The 19,902-nt window shown below is 59.7% G+C and carries 18 protein-coding genes, 3 rRNA genes, 1 pseudogene and 1 riboswitch; of the genes and pseudogenes, 13 read left to right on the forward strand and 9 right to left on the reverse strand.

Translation table 11 applies throughout. The features are described from left to right. The first annotated feature begins 137 nt into the window (after positions 1 to 137). Positions 138 to 231: riboswitch (TPP riboswitch) on the forward strand. The 4 genes from HLG82_RS03045 (at position 222) to HLG82_RS03060 (ending at position 4,625) form a co-directional block, all read left to right on the forward strand. Further along, positions 222 to 1,829, forward strand: a complete 1,608-nt coding sequence (locus HLG82_RS03045) for a bifunctional hydroxymethylpyrimidine kinase/phosphomethylpyrimidine kinase (protein WP_193327258.1) — start codon at positions 222 to 224, stop codon at positions 1,827 to 1,829. It overlaps the preceding riboswitch by 10 nt. Then, positions 1,826 to 3,244: an MFS transporter gene (locus HLG82_RS03050; protein ID WP_255313929.1), complete on the forward strand. Its 1,419-nt coding sequence runs from the start codon at positions 1,826 to 1,828 to the stop codon at positions 3,242 to 3,244. The genes HLG82_RS03045 and HLG82_RS03050 overlap by 4 nt, the downstream gene beginning before the upstream one ends. Further along, on the forward strand, positions 3,241 to 3,984 hold the full coding sequence (thiM, locus tag HLG82_RS03055; RefSeq protein WP_193327260.1) for a hydroxyethylthiazole kinase: 744 nt from the start codon (positions 3,241 to 3,243) through the stop codon (positions 3,982 to 3,984). The genes HLG82_RS03050 and thiM overlap by 4 nt, the downstream gene beginning before the upstream one ends. Next, positions 3,981 to 4,625, forward strand: coding sequence for a thiamine phosphate synthase (locus HLG82_RS03060; protein WP_193327261.1), 645 nt, complete (start codon positions 3,981 to 3,983; stop codon positions 4,623 to 4,625). Before thiM ends, HLG82_RS03060 begins: the two co-directional genes overlap by 4 nt. Positions 4,626 to 4,996: 371 nt before the next feature. Here the strand turns inward: HLG82_RS03060 and HLG82_RS03065 are convergent, their stop codons facing one another. Both HLG82_RS03065 and HLG82_RS03070 read right to left on the reverse strand, forming a co-directional pair. Next, positions 4,997 to 5,329: a TIR domain-containing protein gene (locus HLG82_RS03065; RefSeq protein ID WP_193327262.1), complete on the reverse strand. Its 333-nt coding sequence runs from the start codon at positions 5,327 to 5,329 to the stop codon at positions 4,997 to 4,999. A gap of 256 nt (positions 5,330 to 5,585) precedes the next feature. Then, entirely contained in the window at positions 5,586 to 5,744 is a 159-nt protein-coding gene (locus HLG82_RS03070; RefSeq protein ID WP_193327263.1) for a hypothetical protein, read from the reverse strand. Positions 5,745 to 5,769: 25 nt separating this feature from the next. On the opposite strand from HLG82_RS03070, the gene HLG82_RS03075 reads away from it, so the two are divergent. Next, positions 5,770 to 6,852 (forward strand): Zn-dependent hydrolase, encoded by a 1,083-nt coding sequence (locus HLG82_RS03075; protein ID WP_193327264.1) that lies wholly within the window; start codon positions 5,770 to 5,772, stop codon positions 6,850 to 6,852. Here HLG82_RS03075 and HLG82_RS03080 read toward each other — a convergent pair. Beyond that, a complete protein-coding gene (locus tag HLG82_RS03080; RefSeq protein ID WP_193327265.1) occupies positions 6,849 to 7,322 on the reverse strand; it encodes a DUF456 domain-containing protein in 474 nt (157 codons plus the stop codon). The two genes, HLG82_RS03075 and HLG82_RS03080, sit on opposite strands and share 4 nt — an antisense overlap. 519 nt (positions 7,323 to 7,841) lie before the next feature. Between HLG82_RS03080 and HLG82_RS03085 the strand changes: the two genes are divergently transcribed. The 3 genes from HLG82_RS03085 (at position 7,842) to rrf (ending at position 12,883) form a co-directional block, all read left to right on the forward strand. Continuing rightward, positions 7,842 to 9,366: ribosomal RNA gene (locus tag HLG82_RS03085) — 16S ribosomal RNA — on the forward strand. 211 nt (positions 9,367 to 9,577) lie between these two features. Continuing rightward, positions 9,578 to 12,664: ribosomal RNA gene (locus HLG82_RS03090) — 23S ribosomal RNA — on the forward strand. Between the two features lie 102 nt (positions 12,665 to 12,766). Continuing rightward, positions 12,767 to 12,883: ribosomal RNA gene (gene rrf, locus HLG82_RS03095) — 5S ribosomal RNA — on the forward strand. Together the 16S, 23S and 5S rRNA genes form the textbook arrangement of a ribosomal RNA operon. Before the next feature lie 153 nt (positions 12,884 to 13,036). Here rrf and HLG82_RS03100 read toward each other — a convergent pair. The 6 genes from HLG82_RS03100 to HLG82_RS03125 form a co-directional block, all read right to left on the reverse strand. After that, positions 13,037 to 13,465: a PALP domain-containing protein gene (locus HLG82_RS03100; protein WP_193327266.1), complete on the reverse strand. Its 429-nt coding sequence runs from the start codon at positions 13,463 to 13,465 to the stop codon at positions 13,037 to 13,039. Between the two features lie 658 nt (positions 13,466 to 14,123). Further along, complete coding sequence (locus tag HLG82_RS03105) at positions 14,124 to 14,414, reverse strand: hypothetical protein (protein WP_193327267.1); 291 nt, start codon at positions 14,412 to 14,414, stop codon at positions 14,124 to 14,126. A 234-nt stretch (positions 14,415 to 14,648) separates the two neighbouring features. Next, positions 14,649 to 15,017, reverse strand: a complete 369-nt coding sequence (locus HLG82_RS03110) for a DUF4300 family protein (protein ID WP_193327268.1) — start codon at positions 15,015 to 15,017, stop codon at positions 14,649 to 14,651. 63 nt (positions 15,018 to 15,080) lie between these two features. Beyond that, entirely contained in the window at positions 15,081 to 16,280 is a 1,200-nt protein-coding gene (locus tag HLG82_RS03115; protein WP_193326143.1) for an IS110 family RNA-guided transposase, read from the reverse strand. 434 nt (positions 16,281 to 16,714) lie between these two features. Further along, a complete protein-coding gene (locus HLG82_RS03120) occupies positions 16,715 to 17,026 on the reverse strand; it encodes a hypothetical protein (RefSeq protein WP_193327269.1) in 312 nt (103 codons plus the stop codon). 125 nt (positions 17,027 to 17,151) lie between these two features. Next, on the reverse strand, positions 17,152 to 17,421 hold the full coding sequence (locus tag HLG82_RS03125; RefSeq protein WP_193327270.1) for a hypothetical protein: 270 nt from the start codon (positions 17,419 to 17,421) through the stop codon (positions 17,152 to 17,154). A 307-nt stretch (positions 17,422 to 17,728) separates the two neighbouring features. Here HLG82_RS03125 and HLG82_RS03130 point away from each other — a divergent pair, with 307 nt between their 5' ends. The 5 genes and pseudogenes from HLG82_RS03130 to HLG82_RS10530 all read left to right on the forward strand — a co-directional run bounded on the left by HLG82_RS03130 (position 17,729) and on the right by HLG82_RS10530 (position 19,705). Continuing rightward, positions 17,729 to 17,986 carry a hypothetical protein gene (locus HLG82_RS03130; protein ID WP_193327271.1) on the forward strand — a complete coding sequence of 86 codons (258 nt, stop codon included), beginning with the start codon at positions 17,729 to 17,731 and terminating at the stop codon, positions 17,984 to 17,986. A 3-nt stretch (positions 17,987 to 17,989) separates the two neighbouring features. Beyond that, on the forward strand, positions 17,990 to 18,397 hold the full coding sequence (locus tag HLG82_RS03135; protein WP_193327272.1) for a hypothetical protein: 408 nt from the start codon (positions 17,990 to 17,992) through the stop codon (positions 18,395 to 18,397). Continuing rightward, positions 18,324 to 19,019, forward strand: a complete 696-nt coding sequence (locus HLG82_RS03140; protein WP_193327273.1) for a sensor histidine kinase — start codon at positions 18,324 to 18,326, stop codon at positions 19,017 to 19,019. Before HLG82_RS03135 ends, HLG82_RS03140 begins: the two co-directional genes overlap by 74 nt. A gap of 9 nt (positions 19,020 to 19,028) precedes the next feature. After that, positions 19,029 to 19,304: pseudogene (locus tag HLG82_RS10525) on the forward strand (response regulator); the annotation flags it as partial. Between the two features lie 254 nt (positions 19,305 to 19,558). Continuing rightward, positions 19,559 to 19,705, forward strand: a complete 147-nt coding sequence (locus HLG82_RS10530) for a winged helix-turn-helix domain-containing protein (RefSeq protein WP_439654673.1) — start codon at positions 19,559 to 19,561, stop codon at positions 19,703 to 19,705. Positions 19,706 to 19,902: the final 197 nt, after the last annotated feature.

The raw sequence follows: 19,902 nt of genomic DNA on the forward strand, positions 1-19,902 counted from the left end.
GCACAAGCTCAAAGCGAGTGGAACAAACTGTGGCCCGCATCCTCGCCGAAGCAATAGAGGCGGACTTACCCTACCGAATCGTAGGGGTAGCTGATCGTCGTCGGTAGTTCCCTGTTCTTCGCGTGTGTTACGATTCGGGCACGGACACGGGGTGCGCCGCAAGGCGCTGAGATTACACCCGTGGAACCTGATCTAGATCGTACTAGCGAAGGGATGTCCTCATGGCACCACTGCATCCTGCTCCCATTCACCCAATCCTCGCCGCACGGCCTGCGCGTGTGCTTTCGATCGCCGGCTCAGATCCGAGTGGCGGAGCCGGAATCCAGGCGGACCTCAAATCCATTACAGCGGCCGGTGGCTACGGGATGGCCGTTATCACGGCCTTGACCGCGCAAAACACTCAGGGTGTGAGTGACGTCCACACGCCCGATCCGGCGTTTCTCACGGCACAGTTGCGAGCTGTCAGCTCCGACGTCGTCATCGATTCCGTTAAAACCGGCATGCTCGCTACGGCTGAGATCATCGCGGCGGTTTCCGATTGGTGCGAGGAAAACTCGCCGAAGGTGCTGGTTGTGGATCCGGTGATGGTGGCAACCTCTGGCGATCGTCTCCTCGATCCCGACGCCGAGGCAGAGATGCGCGCCTTCGCGCGCCGTGCCACCGTCGTCACGCCGAATATTGGTGAGCTTGCGGTGCTCGTGGGCCAGGAGCCAGCCCGCACCGCCGACGTCGCGCTGGCGCAGGCCCGGCGCTGGGCAAGCGAAACGGGAGTCGCCGTGATCGTCAAAACCGGACACCTGACTAACTCGCCTGTCGCAACGAACTACGCCGTGCTCCCAGACGGAACTACCCACGCTGCGCCCGCAGCTCGACTTGCAACGACGAACACCCACGGAACGGGATGCTCGCTCTCCTCGGCGCTCGCCACACGCCTCGGCTCGGGCGATCCGCTCCCGGTCGCCCTGACGTGGGCCACCGATTGGCTCAACGAGGCGATCAACCATGGCGCAGCACTCGAAGTGGGCCAGGGCAACGGCCCTGTGGACCACTCGTACCGTGCACGTCGCCTCGCATCTGCCGCGAACACGCGCCCGTGGTTTGCCCAGCTGCCTTCCGAACTCAACGCTCCCGAGGACTTGCCGCAAACAGCGAACGCGCCGGCGCCGACGGCGTCGCAGGCGGCCGGCCCGTGGACTCGCGCGCTGTGGAACGCGGGCTGGCAGACGTGGGACGCGATCGCGCGCTGCGGCTTCGTGCGTGGCCTCACCGCCGGCTCATTGCCTGAGGAACAGTTCCGTTTCTACCTCGGGCAAGATGCTCTGTACCTTGCGGATTACTCGCGTGCCCTCGCAGCGCTTGGCTCGCGGGCGCTGAACGCCGATGACGGCGTGTTCTGGGCACAATCCGCGATCGGCGCGATCGTGGGGGAGCGTGAGCTCCACACCACCTGGCTTGGTGGCGTGTTCCCGGGTGAGGAAGGCCCTGTGACTAGCCACTACACATCCTTTTTGCTCGCTAGCGTTCTCGGTGAGCAGTACGCGGTGGGCGTTGCGGCTGTGCTGCCCTGCTTCTGGCTATATGCAGAGACCGGCGCGCTCGTTCCCGACGTCGGCGAGGACCATCCATATGCTGCCTGGCTGCGCACCTACGGCGCTCCCGAGTTCGCGGAGGAAGCCGAGCACGCGATCGCGCTGGTGGAACGCGCGATGGAGGCCGCTTCGCCGGCCGACCGCTCCCGAGCGGCTCGTGCGTTCCTTTTCGCATGCCGCCACGAGCTCGAGTTTTTCGAACAGAGCACTCGCCTTGCGTCGGAATCGAGCCAACAGTGAGCGCCGCAGTTTCGCCTGAATTTTGCAACCAGGAGGGCGTTACCGGCGCCACCGGCGTCTGGCTTCCACCCGAGGGCAGGGCTGCCCTACGAGCGGGCGTGATCGGCAACTGGATCGACAACGTTCACGTGTTTCTGCCGCTCACCGCGCTCGCCCCGGCGATTGTGGTGCTCGGCGGGCCTGGAGCGGCCCAAGCGGGCGCGCTGGTGGTGGTTGCGATGTTGCTTGGGCGCCCACTCGGAGGGGTGATCTTCGGGCGGATCGCGGATCGGCTCGGTCGTACGGCTACCACCAGGATTGCGATCGCAGGGACGGCCGCGTGCGCCGCTGGGATTGCGCTCATGCCCACTCACCTCGCGATCGGCGCTGCCGCGCTCGCCGGGGTGTTGGTGCTGCGTTTTGTTGGTGGCGTGTTCGTGGCAGGTGAGTACTCGGCCGCGATTCCGTTGGCGATGGAGTGGACACCGCCGCGCCGACGCGGGTTGATGTCGGGGGTAATTCTGGCGATGGCCCCGCTTGCACAGGCCACGATTGCCTTCGCGACGGCGGCCAGCCTGGCTCTCCTCGGGCGCGAGGCATACGTTGCGTGGGGATGGCGTGCCCTGTTCGGTGTGGGCGTGATGTTCTCACTGGGCATGTTTGCCTACTACTCGCGGCACGTGGTCGACGCTCCCGTGTTCCACCGGCAACGTGCGGCGGGCGAGGCCGCACCTGCCGGCATTCGGGAAGTACTGTTTGGGAGTCATGCCGGCGCATTCTGGCAGGTCTTCACGTTGATGAGCGGACTGTGGGTTCTGACGGCGGTGACGGTGTTGATACTTCCGGGTCGGCTGTCGGCAGACGCAGGGTTCACCGCCACCCAGGCGCCGTTCATTATGGGCGTCGCTTCACTCGCCCAAGCGGTGTTCATGGCAGGTTCCGGGCACGCCTCGTCGCTGGTGGGCCGGCGACGGCTCTTCGTGGCGTGGATGGCAGTTGCGGCGATCGCCGGACCGGCGCTCTGGTTCGCGATCACGAGTGCCACTAGTGTGGCGGGTGCCGCCGCGCTAGCGGCCTGTCTGCAGGTGGTCACAGTCTCGGCCTACGGGCCGGTCTCTGCCTACCTTTCGGAGCGTTTCCCAACTCAGGTGCGTTCCTCCGGTTACGGCATGGGCTATTCGCTCTCGCTGATTGCGCCCGCGCTGTTCCCATTCTATCTGCCGGCTCTGGAGCGTGCACTCGGCCGTGACGGCGCGCCAGTTGCGTTGCTACTGTGTGGTGCGGGTTTGGTCACGTTGGGGGCGGCGCTCGGGCCGCGGCTATCGCCTACCGACGTCGACCACGACATCGACGTCGTTGCCGGCGGCCTGTCCGACGTCGTCCCGGCAGGGAACAGAACTGGGGAAGATACTTGCGTGCGGGAGGCGGCTACGTGAACGGCGTGATCACGGCGGTGCGCGAGCGTGCGCCGTTGGTGCATTGCCTGACGGCGACGGTGTCGATGGGGATCGTGGCCGACGGTCTTCTCGCCGCCGGCGCGCGGCCCATGATGACCGAAACTGAAGCCGAGGCGCCAGTGATCGTGTCAGCCGCCGACGTTCTCTCGATCAATCTCGGTACGCTCTCCACCGACGGCGCTGCGGGCATCCCAGCCACTGTAGCATCCGCCCGCACGCTCGGGATTCCGTGGGTTTTGGATCCGACGGCGGTGGGCCTGGCCCCCGTGCGCACGCCTTTGGCGCTCCAACTTGCGCACATGCAACCGGCAGTGATCAGTGCAAACGCGTCGGAAGTGCTGGTGCTCGCCGGCGCTGGCGGTGGCGGTCGAGGAGCTGACGCGACGGCGTCGAGCCTGGACGTTCTCCCACACGCCCGCGAGCTGGCACAGCGTACGGGCGCCGTGGTGGCTGTGTCGGGGAAAGTGGACGTCATCACCGACGGGGAGCACGTGCACGAAGTGAGGGGAGGGTCGGCAATCATGCCGCGTGTGACAGGCACTGGTTGCCTGCTCGGCGCACTCACCGCGGCGTGCGTCGCGGTTGCCGCGCCGTGGGAGGCTGCGCTCGCGGCGTCCACGTGGATGAAGCGTGCCGGCGAAGTTGCGCATGAGCGGGCCGCTGGTCCAGGAAGTTTTCGGATTCATCTGCTCGATGCATTGGACGAGGTCAAACAATGAAAAATGTGGATTGGCGTTGCTACCTGGTGACTTCTGGGACCGGCCCGGAAACGGTGACGACGACGGCCGCGGCGGCGCAAGCTGGCGCTGGGGTTGTGCAGGTCCGAGCTAAAAGTGCCGGCGCACGAGACCTCCTCGAGTTGACGGTTGCGGTGGCGCGAGCGGTGGCCGCTGTTGCGCCGCACACTCGTGTGGTGGTGGATGACCGTGCTGACGTCGCTTTCGCGGCGATGCGTGCCGGGGAACCGGTGCACGGGGTACACCTAGGCTGGGATGATCTGCCTGCCGCCGACGCGCGTGCAATGCTTGGTCCGGACGCGTTAATCGGGCTGACCACTGGAACACTGGAACTGGTGCAGGCTGCGGATCGGCTGGCGGACGTGGTCGACTACGTGGGCTGCGGGCCGTTTCGGCGTACGCCCACGAAGGACTCTGGGCGCGAGCCGCTCGGCTTTGACGGCTATCCTGCACTGGTAGCGGCGACGCGGCTGCCGATGGTGGCGATCGGTGATGTGCAGGTGGCCGACGTTCCTGGCCTCGCGGCGACGGGCGTGGACGGAGTCGCAATCGTGCGGGCTATCATGAACGCACCCGACCCGGCACAGGTGGTCAAAGACGTCCTCGCGGGATTCGCAGGCTGACCGGTTGCTGCGGCGATTTACCGGTCATCACGTGTGGAGCTGCTCCCGCACAACGTCAGCCACATCAGGGTGGATCCTGGTCAGTGGCGGCAATACCTAAAGGCTGGCAGCCGAGGAGTGCACCTGCCAGCGAGGCTATACGCGGCACGATAGCTTCTAATATCGCATCATCATTGAGATTGTGTTTTATGTACATCTCTATTTTGGCAATTTGCAGCAGTGCCCTATCGGCCAAGCTGGTTGTGAGTCAGTATAAGGACACTTTTTGGGATGCTTAACGCCCAGAAGCGACGCCGATCGGGTTTGGGAACCACAAAATGCGGCATTCCGCTCCGGCTGCTTGACGTAAATCAGCCACGCTGGGCTACATTTCAACGGTCGCTGCCAGCCTGGCGGGGTTCGAGGTAGGTGATGGATTTCCCATGCGCTTTGGCGTATTCGATTTCCGAGCGCGTGCTTGAACCGATGTAACCGCCTACGTTGATGACGAAGATGCCATCGGCCATGTCAATTTTGCGCTTGTGCATGTCGTCAAGCATCTCTTTGGTTGTTTCGGTCCATACTTCGGCGTCGCCACTATGCCCGAAAAGGCCCACACTGATGACGATGTTCCCGTCGAGAGTTAGCCGTTTTTGAGCCGCGATAAATTCTTCTTTGAAACGAGTAGATCCGCAGAGCGTGACCACTGGATATGTGCCTTGCATGTGGAGCCTCTCTGGTGATGAATGGTGGGCTGGTGGGACACGGATTGGTAGACGTCACCAGGTTAGCAGCGTGTGAAGATTAGCTGCTTGCGGCCTTGGTGGCCTAGATGGCAAATCTGCGCACGACCGGTCATGGCTATCTGTCTACATTTTCAGTCCCCTTTGCGGCCTCCACCTGCGTATTGTGGACAGTTCTTCCGACGACGTCGTCCGGTTGCTAGGCTCGAATCATACGGGAATCCGGTGGCCGTTGATCCTACCTGATCAGTTCGACGATGAAGTGAGCATGATGAGCGAATTCGATCCGCTGGCGTATCTGACCCGCATCATGGAGACGTTCTATCCGATTGGGGCGGATGAGGTCACGGGCGGCGTCAATCGCCTCGGATACGGCCTGGTTGAAGACGAGATGCATGAGGCCGCCACCAAGATCGCCACTGATGACGGGTTCGTGGTGGAAACAGACTCAGTCGGCAATCTGTATTTCTCTCGCTACCCCCAGGGGGGACTACTACCTTGTTGCTTCACATCTCGACTCCGTGTCCGACGGCGGTCGCTATGACGGCATCCTCGGCGTCGCCGCAGCGATGACCTTGCTCAAGATGATCAAGGAAGAAAGCCTGGATATCCCGCTCAAGGTGGGAGCATTCCGATGCGAGGAGTCGACGAACTTCCTCAAAGCGTGTCTGGGCAGCGCCCTTGTGACGGGGAAGTTCGACCCGGAGGACTTCGTCCGCCTCGTGTCGCGCGACGGCAAGACGCTCCAACAGGTTTTTGCTGATCGTGGCCACAGCACGGATCTTCGCGTGATTGACGGCGTCAAGGGCTACCTTGAGCTCCACATCGAGCAGGGCCGCGTGCTCGAAAGTGAGAAGTTGCCGATCGGCGTCGTGACGTCGATTGCCGGCAATCTTCGCTTGGAAGTTCGTATCACGGGTATGGCTGAACATTCGGGTGCGACCCCGATGAACATTCGCCAGGACGCCCTGTGCGCTGCCGCCGAGATCGTTTTGGCGGTCGAGGAAATCGCCACGAGCGACCCGGACCATACCTCCGTGGGGACGGTCGGATCCTTGAACGTTCACCCGAACTCGCTCAACGTGGTTCCCGGCGCGGTGAGCCTCACAGTCGATCTGCGCGACGGTAATAACGACCGCATCGAACTCATGAGTGCGCAAGTACAGTCGCGCATCCGGAAGATTTGCGACCGCAGGGGAGTCGACGTCGACCTGCGCGTTGTCTCTCACGCTCCGGCCGTGACTTTGGACGACGGCGTTGTGCGAGGGCTTTCCGAAGCGGCTCATGTGCGCGGGATCGAGCATAAGCTAATGCCGAGCGGTGCTGGCCACGACGCCATGAATTTTGCCGATCTTTGCCCGACGGGGATGCTTTTTGTGCCGTGTGAAAACGGCGTCAGCCACAGTCCGCTTGAAAAGGCCGACAACGCCGACGCCGTTCGTGGCGCACACATCATGCTCGAGTACCTCAAGAGACTGGAAGGGCAGACGACTACTGTCGTTTAGACCGACCATATTCCCCATGCCCACACAGGCAAGCCAATGGCCACTGAAAGAACTTCAATGGCGATGCTCAATCCGACGCCTTTGAGCGCCGTCAGCGTGTTCTGCCACGCGGTCTCGTGGCTGTGGCGCGCCTCGGCCAGGTATACGCCGAGGGGGAATCCGAGAAAGAGGCCGAAGAACGGTACGGCAAAGAAACCGGCGACGCCGGCGACTGCGCCTATCAGCAGGGTTCTGGTCGAAATCCCCTCGCGCTTAAGGTAGGCAGATGGGAAGGCAAACTTTGCGAGGGTGCCGATCGCGAGGACGGCCACGACGGCGACCACCCAGACCCACGCCGTAGGCTTGCCGATGACGGCCGCCCACAATACCGTCCCCAAGGCGAGTATCGCGGGCCCCGGGATGATCTGCGTGAGGGCACCGAACAGCGCGACTAGAGCTGTCACGACGAAGAAAACGATGTCGAACCCCATGGGACAAGATTAGAGAAAATCGGGCTTTGACGTGCGTTTTAGAGGGAAGCCGTGAGGTTGGCGCGGGAGATAAATTTCGGTGTTTGTGGTTGTGATCAGGGGCACTGTGGGTTGGTTTGACGTGGGTGGGGTGGGTGTGTAAGTTTTTTTCTTGTCGCCGGGGCGTGTGAGGCACGGTTGTGGTGATGGTTTTCTGGTTTGGTTGTTCTGATTGCTGGAGTTTGACTTTGGTGGTTGGTTGGACTAGGTTGGAGAGGTTGCTCCTGAGGGGGTCTGGCAAAGGGTTTTTGTTGGGTTTTCTTGTGTGGGTGTGTTGTTTGATATCTCAATAGTGTGTCAGCTTTTTATGTTGTATTTTTTGCTGGCTCTTCCATTTTTTGGTTGGGTTGGTTTTTTGCTGTGACTGGCCTTTTGGTTGGTTGTGGTTTTTGTTTGCCAGTTTTCTGGTTTTGTTGAGCTTGTTTTTCTTGCTTTTCATATGGATTGGGCTGGCCCTGTTTGTTGGGGTTGGTTTTGTTTTTTGTGGAGAGTTTGATCCTGGCTCAGGACGAACGCTGGCGGCGTGCTTAACACATGCAAGTCGAACGATGAAGCCTTTGCTTTTGCTTGGGTGGATTAGTGGCGAACGGGTGAGTAATACGTGAGTAACCTGCCCTTGTCTTTGGGATAAGCCTGGGAAACTGGGTCTAATACCGGATATTCTGCTTCTGCCGCATGGTGGGGGTTGGAAAGATTTTTTGGATGGGGATGGGCTCACGGCCTATCAGCTTGTTGGTGGGGTGATGGCCTACCAAGGCGTCGACGGGTAGCCGGCCTGAGAGGGTGACCGGCCACATTGGGACTGAGATACGGCCCAGACTCCTACGGGAGGCAGCAGTGGGGAATATTGCACAATGGACGCAAGTCTGATGCAGCGACGCCGCGTGGGGGATGAAGGCTTTCGGGTTGTAAACTCCTTTCAGTACAGAAGAAGCGATGAGTGACGGTATGTGCAGAAGAAGCGCCGGCTAACTACGTGCCAGCAGCCGCGGTAATACGTAGGGCGCGAGCGTTGTCCGGAATTATTGGGCGTAAAGAGCTCGTAGGCGGTTTGTTGCGCCTGCTGTGAAAGTCCGGGGCTTAACTTCGGGGTTGCAGTGGGTACGGGCAGACTAGAGTGTGGTAGGGGTAATTGGAATTCCTGGTGTAGCGGTGGAATGCGCAGATATCAGGAGGAACACCGATGGCGAAGGCAGGTTACTGGGCCACCACTGACGCTGAGGAGCGAAAGCGTGGGTAGCGAACAGGATTAGATACCCTGGTAGTCCACGCCGTAAACGTTGGGCACTAGGTGTGGGGCCTTTTCCACGGGTTCTGCGCCGTAGCTAACGCATTAAGTGCCCCGCCTGGGGAGTACGGCCGCAAGGCTAAAACTCAAAGGAATTGACGGGGGCCCGCACAAGCGGCGGAGCATGCGGATTAATTCGATGCAACGCGAAGAACCTTACCAAGGCTTGACATACACTGCGATGTGCCAGAGATGGTGCAGCCTTCGGGGTGGTGTACAGGTGGTGCATGGTTGTCGTCAGCTCGTGTCGTGAGATGTTGGGTTAAGTCCCGCAACGAGCGCAACCCTTGTCCTGTGTTGCCAGCACTTTGGGTGGGGACTCACGGGAGACTGCCGGGGTTAACTCGGAGGAAGGTGGGGATGACGTCAAATCATCATGCCCCTTATGTCTTGGGCTTCACGCATGCTACAATGGCCGGTACAGAGGGTTGCGAGCCTGCAAGGGTGAGCTAATCCCTTAAAGCTGGTCTCAGTTCGGATTGGGGTCTGCAACTCGACCCCATGAAGTCGGAGTCGCTAGTAATCGCAGATCAGCAACGCTGCGGTGAATACGTTCTCGGGCCTTGTACACACCGCCCGTCACGTCACGAAAGTTGGTAACACCCGAAGCCCGTGGCCTAACCTTTTTGGGGGGAGCGGTCGAAGGTGGGACTGGCGATTGGGACGAAGTCGTAACAAGGTAGCCGTACCGGAAGGTGCGGCTGGATCACCTCCTTTCTAGGGAGCCCTGGTGTGATGGTCACTGTTTGTTGGTGGTTGTCGTTTTTTGTTGGGGTTTTTAGTGGTGTGCAATGTGGGGAGCTGGCATGCTGTTGGGGTGTGGGGTAACACCTGTGCTGCCTGTGCGTGGGCCTGCTTGTGTGGGTTTGTGTGTGGTGTTGGTGTGGTGGTTGAGAATTGTATAGTGGATGCGAGCATCTTTTGGTTTTTGTAAGTGTTTTAGGGCGTTCGGTGGATGCCTTGGTACACGGAGCCGATGAAGGACGTTGTAGCCTGCGATAAGCCTCGGGGAGTTGGCATACGAGCTGTGATCCGAGGGTGTCCGAATGGGGGAACCTGCCTGGAGTTGTTTCTGGGTACCGTCATCTGAATGTATAGGGTGATTGGGGGTAACGCGGGGAAGTGAAACATCTTAGTACCCGTAGGAAGAGATATTCTGTGAGTAGTGGCGAGCGAAAGCGGATGAGGTTAAACCGGGTGTGTGTGATAGCCGTCGGGCGTTGCATATTCGGGGTTGTGGGGCCTGCAGTGATTCCCTCCGACGGGGGGTCGAGGAGTGATAAAGGTGGCAGATAGGTGAATCAGTTGGGAAGCTGGACCGTAGACCGTGATAGTCGGGTAGTTGAAATCTGTTGCTCTTCTTTGTGGTGTTCCCGAGTAGCACGGGGCTCGTGAAATCTCGTGTGAATCTGCACAGACCACTGTGTAAACCTAAATACTTCGTGTGACCGATAGTGAATGAGTACCGTGAGGGAATGGTGAAAAGTACCCCGGGAGGGGAGTGAAATAGTACCTGAAACCGGACGCTTACAATCCGTCAGAGCCCTTTTTGGTGGGGGTGATGGCGTGCCTTTTGAAGAATGAGCCTGCGAGTTAGGATGTGTGGCGAGGTTAACCCGTGTGGGGTAGCCGTAGCGAAAGCGAGTCTGAATAGGGCGGTTTGAGTTGCATGTTCTAGACCCGAAGCGAAGTGATCTAGCCATGGGCAGGGTGAAGCACGTGTAAGAGCGTGTGGAGGCCCGAACCCACTTCAGTTGAAAATGGAGGGGATGACCTGTGGTTAGGGGTGAAAGGCCAATCAAACTTCGTGATAGCTGGTTCTCCCCGAAATGCATTTAGGTGCAGCGTTGCGTGTGCTTGCTGGTGGTAGAGCGACTGGATGGTCGATGGCCCTTATACCGGGTACTGAGATCAGCCAAACTCCGAATGCTGGTTTAAGTTGAGCGTGGCAGTGAGACTGCGGGGGATAAGCTCCGTAGTCGAGAGGGAAACAGCCCAGATCATCGGTTAAGGCCCCTAAGGGTGTGCTAAGTGGGAAAGGATGTGGAGTTGCTGTGACAACCAGGAGGTTGGCTTAGAAGCAGCCATCCTTGAAAGAGTGCGTAATAGCTCACTGGTCAAGTGATTCCGCGCCGACAATGTAGCGGGGCTAAGTACACCGCCGAAACCGTGGCAACAAGTTTTTGTTGGGTAGGGGAGCGTCGTGCTCGAGATGAAGCTGCCGGGTGACCGTGTGGTGGATTGGGTGCGAGTGAGAATGCAGGCATGAGTAGCGAATGACGGGTGAGAATCCCGTCCTCCGAATGACTAAGGGTTCCAGGGCCAGGTTCTTCCGCCCTGGGTTAGTCGGGTCCTAAGGCGAGGCCGACAGGCGTAGTCGATGGGCAACCAGTTGTTATTCTGGTACCGGCGAAGGACCGTCCATGCTGAAGCGGGGGATACTAACCATCCTTGCTTGCTGTTGTACCCTTTCGGGGGTTGATGGTAAGTGAGCGTGGGACCTGATCTTGTGGTAGGCAAGCGTGTTAACAGGGGTGACGCAGAGTGGTAGCTTCCGCGTGGCTAATGGCTTGCCACGTTTAACAGCGCAGCTCGTTCCTTAGGTAAATCCGGGGAACATGGTGAGTGAGGCTGGATGATGAGACCGTGTGGTCGAAGTAGAGTGATCCTGTGCTGCCGAGAAAAGCCTCGACGTGAGGTCCAAGCCGCCCGTACCCTAAACCGACACAGGTAGTCGAGTAGAGTATACTAAGGAGTTCGAGTGAATCGTGGTTAAGGAACTCGGCAAAATGCCCCCGTAACTTCGGGAGAAGGGGGGCCTGATCCTTGAAGCACCTTGCGTGCTAGGGGTGATGGCCGCAGAAACCAGGGAGAAGCGACTGTTTATCAAAAACACAGGTCCGTGCGAACACGTAAGTGGATGTATACGGACTGACGCCTGCCCGGTGCTGGAAGGTTAAGAGGATCGGTTAGCCACCTTGTGTGGCGAAGCTGAGAATTTAAGCCCCAGTAAACGGCGGTGGTAACTATAACCATCCTAAGGTAGCGAAATTCCTTGTCGGGTAAGTTCCGACCTGCACGAATGGCGTAACGACTTCTCCACTGTCTCAACCGCGAACTCGGTGAAATTGCATTACGAGTAAAGATGCTCGTTACGCGCAGCAGGACGGAAAGACCCCGGGACCTTTACTATAGCTTGGTATTGGTGTTTGGTACGGTTTGTGTAGGATAGGTGGGAGACTGTGAAGCCGTGACGCTAGTTATGGTGGAGTCATTGTTGAAATACCACTCTGATCGTGCTGGATGTCTAACCTCGGACCATGATCTGGTTCAGGGACAGTGCCTGGTGGGTAGTTTAACTGGGGCGGTTGCCTCCTAAAATGTAACGGAGGCGCTCAAAGGTTCCCTCAGCCTGGTTGGTAATCAGGTGTCGAGTGTAAGTGCACAAGGGAGCTTGACTGCGAGACTGACAAGTCGAGCAGGTACGAAAGTAGGAACTAGTGATCCGGCGGTGGCTTGTGGAAGCGCCGTCGCTCAACGGATAAAAGGTACCCCGGGGATAACAGGCTGATCCTGCCCAAGAGTTCATATCGACGGCATGGTTTGGCACCTCGATGTCGGCTCGTCGCATCCTGGGGCTGGAGTAGGTCCCAAGGGTTGGGCTGTTCGCCCATTAAAGCGGTACGCGAGCTGGGTTCAGAACGTCGTGAGACAGTTCGGTCCCTATCCGCTGCGCGCGTTGGAAACGTGAGAAGGGCTGTCCCTAGTACGAGAGGACCGGGACGGACGAACCTCTGGTGTGCCAGTTGTACCGCCAGGTGCATGGCTGGTTGGCTACGTTCGGAAAGGATAACCGCTGAAAGCATCTAAGCGGGAAGCCTGCTTCAAGATAACGTTTCCCGAACACCCTTGGGTGTTGAGAGGTCCCCTATAGACCATGGGGTTGATAGGCCAGACGTGGAAGCACTGTAAAGTGTGGAGCTGACTGGTACTAATGGGCCGACCACTTAAAAAACCAGACAACAAAAATTTTCGTATCCACTATACAATTCTGGACCACCACCCCATCCCTTGGTGGCAGAGACAAATTGAATAAAAATTGGTCCCCAAATGTTTTGACGGTGGCCATAGCGGTGGGGAAACGCCCGGTCCCATTCCGAACCCGGAAGCTAAGCCCACCAGCGCCGATGGTACTGCACTCGCGAGGGTGTGGGAGAGTAGGACACCGCCGTCAACCAAACCCTTTTTGAGCCCTGACCCAACAGTCAGGGCTCAAAACATTTCAGGCACCACCACGCGCACACGATCAGTCTAACGTCGAGGCGACAGGACGAACCCGGCCTGGTGTGAGCTCTTGCCTCAGTAGCAGTCACCTTAGTGGTCGGGCTTAATGCCGCTGTAGGGTCGTTCGAGTAGCGCTCGTGGCTTTGAGCGCGGTTCGTGTCAGGATGAGGACGGTCTGCTCTGATGCATGTATCGAGCCGGTTCTGACCAGCTTGCGGAACGCAGCGTGTGCGACCGCGCTCGTGGGCTCAGCGTAGAGCCCGTGGTCAATAAGGTAGCGAGTCGACTGCGCGATGTCGTCGTCGAGGCTGACGCTAGTGCCACCCGTCCTCACGACGGCGTCTGCGACCTCCAAGCGATGCACAGGCTGGGCGATGGAGGCGCCCTGGGCAAGCATAGCGCGTAGGAACTGCGTGTACCCCAACCCGGTGATGGTGGCGACGATGGGATCCCGTAGCGAGTTATTCCCCGGCCCCGGTCTATACGGAATTGCTCGCTCAGCGACTCGGCAGTGACGAGAGCGGGCCTCCACTCGTCAGAGGACGGCACGTCTGCGTTAAATTCATTGCGGATCCGCGCCATTTCCTCCCAGCCCACATCCGCTGCTCCGGTGGCCTCGACGTCGACGTCTAGGCCGGCTGCCCGTGAATAATGTTCGAGAATCGCGGCGAAACGTGGCGTATTGGCCCGCAGGTCAAGCATCGACATTTTTTCGATTTTCTCGAGCCCATACCCGTGGGCGAGCAGGAAATTCACGGCGGGAGCATCGGCCGGTCGCGACCGTAGCTTTGTCTTCGCTCCGGCGCGACACGTCGCTGGGTGGTAGCCGTTTCAACGACGCCGTCTCCCGGCTTTATGCCAACCCGTCATGATTCATGGCGTCAATTTAACCATAGGCGGCTGTGGGGCAAACGATGCGCTCCCAGCTATCAGCTGGGTACGCACAATGGAACCTTGCATCTGGCGAGCGGACAACCTAGGCGATCCGCTCGCGTAGTGGTGAAGCCTATTCGGGGAGTGTGCCGTGCGGCATATATCCCTCGACGACGATGCGGGGCGCCTCTCGCGGTCCGCGTAGCCGGCAACGTACACGCCCGAGCCGCGCACGGGAGTCTTCTCAGTTCCGAGGCTGATGCCCGTCAACGTCGCGGTGAAGGCGGCCGCGGAGTCCTTTTGACGATTCCACAGGGTCAATCCGCCTTGGAGTACGTTGAAGCCGTAGCCGTGTAGCTGATCGCCGCGCCGCGTACGTCGGCTTGCTTGACGTGAACGTCGTTGGCTTCGACGCGGATGTTCTTCACTTCGCCGTCGGCCGCGAGGTAGATCTGGCCGACGGCGGTGCCGTGATCGAGAACCATGGTTCCGGCGTCGTCGACCGAGAAGTCGTTATAGACCGCGACCTCGTAGTCGGTGGTCGAGATCGTGACGTCGCGTAGCGTGTTGTCCTTGGTCAGGCGCACGCCCTTCGCGAGGAACTGCAAGTGGCAACCGCTGAGGGTGGCCCCAGTGGTTGGGTGATCGACGGCGAACCGGTGATCGTGCCGTCGACGGTGATGTCTGTCTGGCCATTCGAAATTGCGTCCGCAAGCTCTGCGGCGGTTGAAACTTTAACGTTCATGTTTCACACCATACGCCTGCTGGGTCCTACGTCCTGGCGGATTGTTGTCCACCCAAAGCGAGTGCTCACCGGGCGCCCGCTCTCGACACGCAGGACCCTAGTGGAGCGGCGCACCGTTTTCGAAGATGAGCGGAGAGCCGTAATCCATGGTGGGCCCGTCGTCGTACATGGAGCGGAGATAGTCTTTGAGCTCCGATCGTGAGGCGAAGGTGACGGCTCGGTAGGGTGCGTCGAAGGCAAGCTTCTCCACAAAGAGGATCCCGTCGCTGATGTCTACACGCACGCCCGTGTGGCCGACGAAGGAATAACCCTCGGCATCCAGCGTGTCGTGGATGCAGACGGAGATGACTGAGGCCGGCCCCGAGGCGTAGCTGACCTTGTGATCGGCGAGGTACTTTTCGACGTCGGCGACGCGGGCGGCCTTGTCCTTGTCCTTCGTCGGGGGGGATGCGGCCGTAGAGAACATCGAAATTGGCGCGATCGGTCTCGAATAGCTTGGGGGGGGGTGCCCCTATGTCTTCTGTCAAGTCTAGGCGGCTTTTTTAGGGGGCTGGGTTTCGTAGAAGGTGCCGTCTCGTAACATGGCGTAGATGACGGTTAGGCGTCGGTGGGCTAGGGCGATGATGGCTTGGTTGTGTCGTTTTCCGTTAAGGCGTTTCTTGTCGTAATAGCGTCGTGAAATGGGATCGGCACGTAGGGAAGCGAAGGCGGACAGGAATAGGGCTCGTTTGAGGCGTTTGTTGCCTGTGTGGGATACGTTCTCGGATTTAATTGATGTTCCAGACTGACGTGTTCTTGGTACTAGGCCTGCGTAGGAGGCGAGATTGGCGGCGGAGTCGAATTCTTTTCCTGCAAGCTCGGCGATGATCACAGCGGTGGTCCTCACCCCAATTCCTGGCATGGAGGTGAGGACCGGGTAAAGAGGGTGTTCGGTCACCAGCTTCTCGATTTGTGTCTCGATATCATCACGCTGGTGGTAGAGCCCGGCTAAGGTGTGTGCTAGGTGTGGGATGACAATGGCTGCCGCGTTTGTGCCTGTCACGGTCACTGTCTGTGTGGCAAGAGCGTCGATAATCTCATTGGCCCATGCTTGCCAGCGCCTGGCTCCGTGTTTCTTGAGTTTGGCGCCAATGCGAGAGTGGCCAGCTTTCTTCAATGCGGCAGGAACAGGCCAGGTTTGTAGCATGGCTAGGATTGCTGGATGGTCCAGGCGTGGTCCAATCACGCGTTCTAGTCCTGGGTGAATCTGTGTCAACAAACCGCGGATGCGGTTACGAGTCTGGGTGATCTGGCGTGCGAGGTCGTCGTCGAACCCGGTGAGCATCCCCAGCTCGGCTTCGTCTTCGTCGATAGTGCGAAGAGTTCGCAGCGTGTGAGGCGTTGTACGAGCTGCGTGGGCGATGATGAACGCATCGCGTTGGTCAGTTTTCGCATTGCCTGGGTATAAGTCTGCGATGCGCCGCATCGCCAGGCCTGGTAGATATGCGACAGCGATTGCCATCGATTGTGCAACTGCGACAGCTAAAGCGCCAATTGTCGCGGGTTGATCGACAACTATTAGCAAACGACCTTGGGCTGCTAGATCGTCATAAATCGCGCGTAGTTTGCTTTCATCGTTAGGCAAAGAGTGGGAGTAAACCAGCTCACCGGAATCGTTAACAGCGGTTGCCCAGTGGTCAGCCTTTCCCACGTCTATACCCAGCCAGATCTTGAAATCTCCAGGTTCCATGATGCTCTCGCCTTCGGGGTAGAAACGGTTAACTTCGTTGGCCTTAGGGCAAACACATCCGCCTTACACCCACGTTACGACAGGCATCCTATTCCAGTGCCACGCCCCTGATCAGCAATCACGAACATGTCTGTCCGATCCCGGTGACAACACCCCCGGATCATTCAAAAGACAGGGGCAGACAATCATGCCGGGATCGTCCAGCCAACAAACCCATCATCCCGCACAAACAACAGAACTAGGGCTCCTCAAAAAAGTAACGGGCGAGGCCGATCTGTTCGTCGTCGATAAAGAGCTGCGAGGTGTCCGCCGGGGCGGGCGAGCCGACGGTAACCAAGGAGTGGGCGAGTGTGAAGGTGGCGATGTGGCAGTTGGTCAGGCGTGCCTGGGAGGCGATGGCCTGAGCGATGAGCCGTCGTCAGCCTTCGCCTGGCTCAGCGGCACCGGAGAAGTGACGAGCTTGCCGTCTCCGACGGCCTTGTTAAGGGAACGAACCTGCTCGGCAACGAGTCCACGTCCGCTTGCGGCAGACCGGCCGCGACGAGGGCGGTGGTGACCTTGCCCAGGGATGCCTCGTCGCCGAGGTTGGTGAACTCGGCTTGTGACGCCGGTGCGGTCTGCGCCGTAGGTGTGGCGGAAGCGACAGCGGTCGGAGGCGCAGAAGGCGACTCGTTTCCGCTGGGAGGGATCGAGGACGAACATGCGGCGAGGCTAGCACAGGCGGCAATGGCAAAGATTTTCTTCATGCTCGGAAGGCTACTCCGCTTTGACGCAGTCCGTGTCCAACCGTGGTCTGGCCTCTCTGCGGGCGAGTGACGCGCATAAAAACGCGTGGGTGGAAGGCTAGCGCCTCCCACCCACGCGGGTCAGATTACTTCTCGCAAGGGATGTCAAGGACGCTCACGTCCTGTGCGCTGGGGCATTCGATGGCGTCGTTGGCCAGGATCTTGCCATCGATGGCAGTGACGGTTACCCACATGTCCTTGCCCTCGGCGGCCGTGACGACGAGCTCCCACACGGGGGTCTCATCGTCCGACGGCCACAGGTGGCTTTGACGATCTTGCCGCCCTTGTGAGCCTCGAGGGCGATCTTCTCGGCGTCGGCGCGGGTCAGCTTGGCTAGGCTTTCGACGTCGGTGCACTCCTTGCACACCGAACCGTCTTCGGTCTGGGTGGGGACGGACTGTGCCGATGCCGGCAGGGGCGGCGCGGTGTCGGTGGCCGCGTTGGCGATGGTGGCTCCGCCGAGTGTGGTGCCAGCGGCGAGGAGGAGCCAATGAGAAGTCGAGAAATCGCCATGAGTGTTCCTTTCGTTTGTCCGATCAACCCCGTGTCGATCGGTGTTGGTAGTAGTTTGGCAGGCGGTTTCTGACCCGATGCTGAACGAACCTGAACGCCAGCTGAATTTGTGCTTTGACCGGTGTCGGAGGGGTCTTGGATAATATCCGTATGGCGCGCTTTTGTGGGGCTGACCACCTGCAAAACACACCGATTGCCGTCCGCGTGACGGCCATTTTGGGTGCGCTTGTCGTCGGCGTCTTGATCCTTCTGACAATCGCGTTTGGGGTAGGGCTTCGTGCGCTGGTGCTACAAGAGACGCGTAGCGTCGTCTACGAGCAGGCAGATTCGATCGCGAGTCGCGTTGCGGGCGGTGAGTCGGTTACCGCCATCCTGCAGTCTGCGATATCGATGCAAAACGAGTTGTAGATCGTGACCTACACCGGCGGGGCGGCTCGGGCCGTCACGTCTGATTTTTCGTTGTTGCCGGACACCCCGGTGATTGATATCCCGCCGTCTGGGGAGGGACAAGCGCAGGTCACGGTTGCTGGCTCAGCTTTCCAGGTCGTCGGCGTCCGCGTCCCCGCGCAGGGCCGCTCAGCGGTCTCCCAAGGTGTAATTGTGGCAGCCCCTATCGACTCTCAACTGGCCACGCTGCGCTGGGACGTCCTCCTGGTAAGCGGGGTGTCACTGATTGTGAGTGCCTTCGTTACGGTCGTCGTCTACCGCAGCGTGAAGAGATCGCTGCAGCCCGTGAGGCAGATGAGTGCGGACGTCCAGGCTATTGCAGGGCGGACGCAGGTGCGCGACGCCGTCGTGGACCGCCACGCCCTACGTTGACACGGCCCCCGCTGCGACGACGCCGGGTGGCGACGAGGCCGCCGTCGTCGAAACCAGGCTGGTCAATGCCGAACTTGACCGCTTGGCCGGGCTCGTGAACGACATGCTGACACTTGCCAAGACCGAAGGAAAACCGGGCGGGGGAGAAGAGCTTGACGGCGCCGACGTCGTCATGGACGAGGCCCGCAGATTGCGTGCCATGGGCGTTCCTGCCGAGGTCTACCTCGACTACGGCCCGGTATTTGCCGATCCTGGCTCAATGAGTCACATTGTGCGCAACCTGGCCGATAATGCCGCCCGGCACACCGTCGGCTGGGTGCGACTGGGGGTGGAGAACGTCGAGCGTGTGCCGTTCGCGCAGGGAACCGGCTGGATCGCCATTCACGTGGACAACGAGGGCGATCCGATCCCGGAAGCGGACCGCGAACGCGTCTTTGAGCGCTTCGTTCGCCTCGAGGAGCACCGTGGATCACATAGTGGTAGTGGCCTCGGCCTTGCCATCGCCCGGACGCTCGCGCGCACCTTCGCGGGCGAGCTCACCGCCGGCGACGACGGCCACGGTCACTGCCGTTTCACCCTCTGGATGCCGCGATACGATGTCGATATCGTCGCCGCTGATTAGGAGTAGGACATGAGGATTCTCCTTGTCGAAGATAACGTGGCGCTCGCGGAATCGATTCAGCGCGGCTTGGTAGCCGAAGGTATGGTGGCCGACCATGTCGCTGACGGTCTGCAGGGATCCTGGCTGGCTCTGAACAGCCCCTACGACGTCGTCATCCTCGATATCATGCTGCCAGGCAAGAACGGCTACCAGATCCTGAAGTCGATGCGGCAGGCTGACGTGTGGACGCCGGTGCTCATGCTGACCACCAAGGACGGCGAATACGATCAGGCGGACGCCTTCGATCTGGGCACCGACGACTATCCCATCAAGCCCTTCCACTTCGTTGTGCTTGTTGCACGTCTGCGCGCTCTAGCCCGACGCGGCACTCAAGCCCGCCCGGCGGAGCTGGTTGTGGGGCCGATCCGTCTTGATCCGGCTTCGCATCAGGTCTGGCATGGGGAGGAGGTGCTTGACCTGACCGCCAAGCAGTTCTCACTCTTGCACTACTTCATGCGCAACGAGGGGTTGTTCTTTCCAAGGCGCAAATCCTCGACAACGTGTGGGGAGAGGACTTCGAGGGCAACGAGAATATCGTCGAGGTCGACGTGCGCAAGATTCGGCAAAAGATCAACGTGCCCTACGGTAGCGAGCTCCTGAGGACGATCAGAGGTGCAGGTTATCGGCTTGCCGCGCGCGGAGCATAAACTCTGCGCCGCAGGACCTGACGGAGGGGGAGCCCGCAACGCAAGAAGCGGCGAATCTCTCACTAACCGCGATGTTTGGTGGTGTTTGGGTGTGTAACGCCACTTTTGATGTGTTGGTAGTGGCTTCGGTATCTGGATAGTTCGACTTCATGGCGGTGAGGGCGGCCAATATAGAATGGTTCGCATCTCACAAGCAC

This window comes from Trueperella pecoris (genome assembly GCF_014926385.1).
In the GTDB taxonomy this organism is placed as follows: Bacteria; Actinomycetota; Actinomycetes; order Actinomycetales; family Actinomycetaceae; genus Trueperella; species Trueperella pecoris.

Excerpts from the sequence above, each read along its gene's own strand:
- HLG82_RS03045 (WP_193327258.1), top strand. The coding sequence starts at position 222 with ATGGCACCACTGCATCCTGCTCCCATTCACCCAATCCTCGCCGCACGG.
- HLG82_RS03060 (WP_193327261.1), top strand. The coding sequence starts at position 3,981 with ATGAAAAATGTGGATTGGCGTTGCTACCTGGTGACTTCTGGGACCGGC.
- HLG82_RS03065 (WP_193327262.1), bottom strand. The coding sequence starts at position 5,329 with ATGCAAGGCACATATCCAGTGGTCACGCTCTGCGGATCTACTCGTTTC.
- HLG82_RS03070 (WP_193327263.1), bottom strand. The coding sequence starts at position 5,744 with ATGCATCTCGTCTTCAACCAGGCCGTATCCGAGGCGATTGACGCCGCC.
- HLG82_RS03075 (WP_193327264.1), top strand. The coding sequence starts at position 5,770 with ATGACGGGTTCGTGGTGGAAACAGACTCAGTCGGCAATCTGTATTTCT.
- HLG82_RS03080 (WP_193327265.1), bottom strand. The coding sequence starts at position 7,322 with ATGGGGTTCGACATCGTTTTCTTCGTCGTGACAGCTCTAGTCGCGCTG.
- HLG82_RS03110 (WP_193327268.1), bottom strand. The coding sequence starts at position 15,017 with ATGTTCTCTACGGCCGCATCCCCCCCGACGAAGGACAAGGACAAGGCC.
- HLG82_RS03115 (WP_193326143.1), bottom strand. The coding sequence starts at position 16,280 with ATGGAACCTGGAGATTTCAAGATCTGGCTGGGTATAGACGTGGGAAAG.
- HLG82_RS03120 (WP_193327269.1), bottom strand. The coding sequence starts at position 17,026 with ATGAAGAAAATCTTTGCCATTGCCGCCTGTGCTAGCCTCGCCGCATGT.
- HLG82_RS03130 (WP_193327271.1), top strand. The coding sequence starts at position 17,729 with ATGGCGCGCTTTTGTGGGGCTGACCACCTGCAAAACACACCGATTGCC.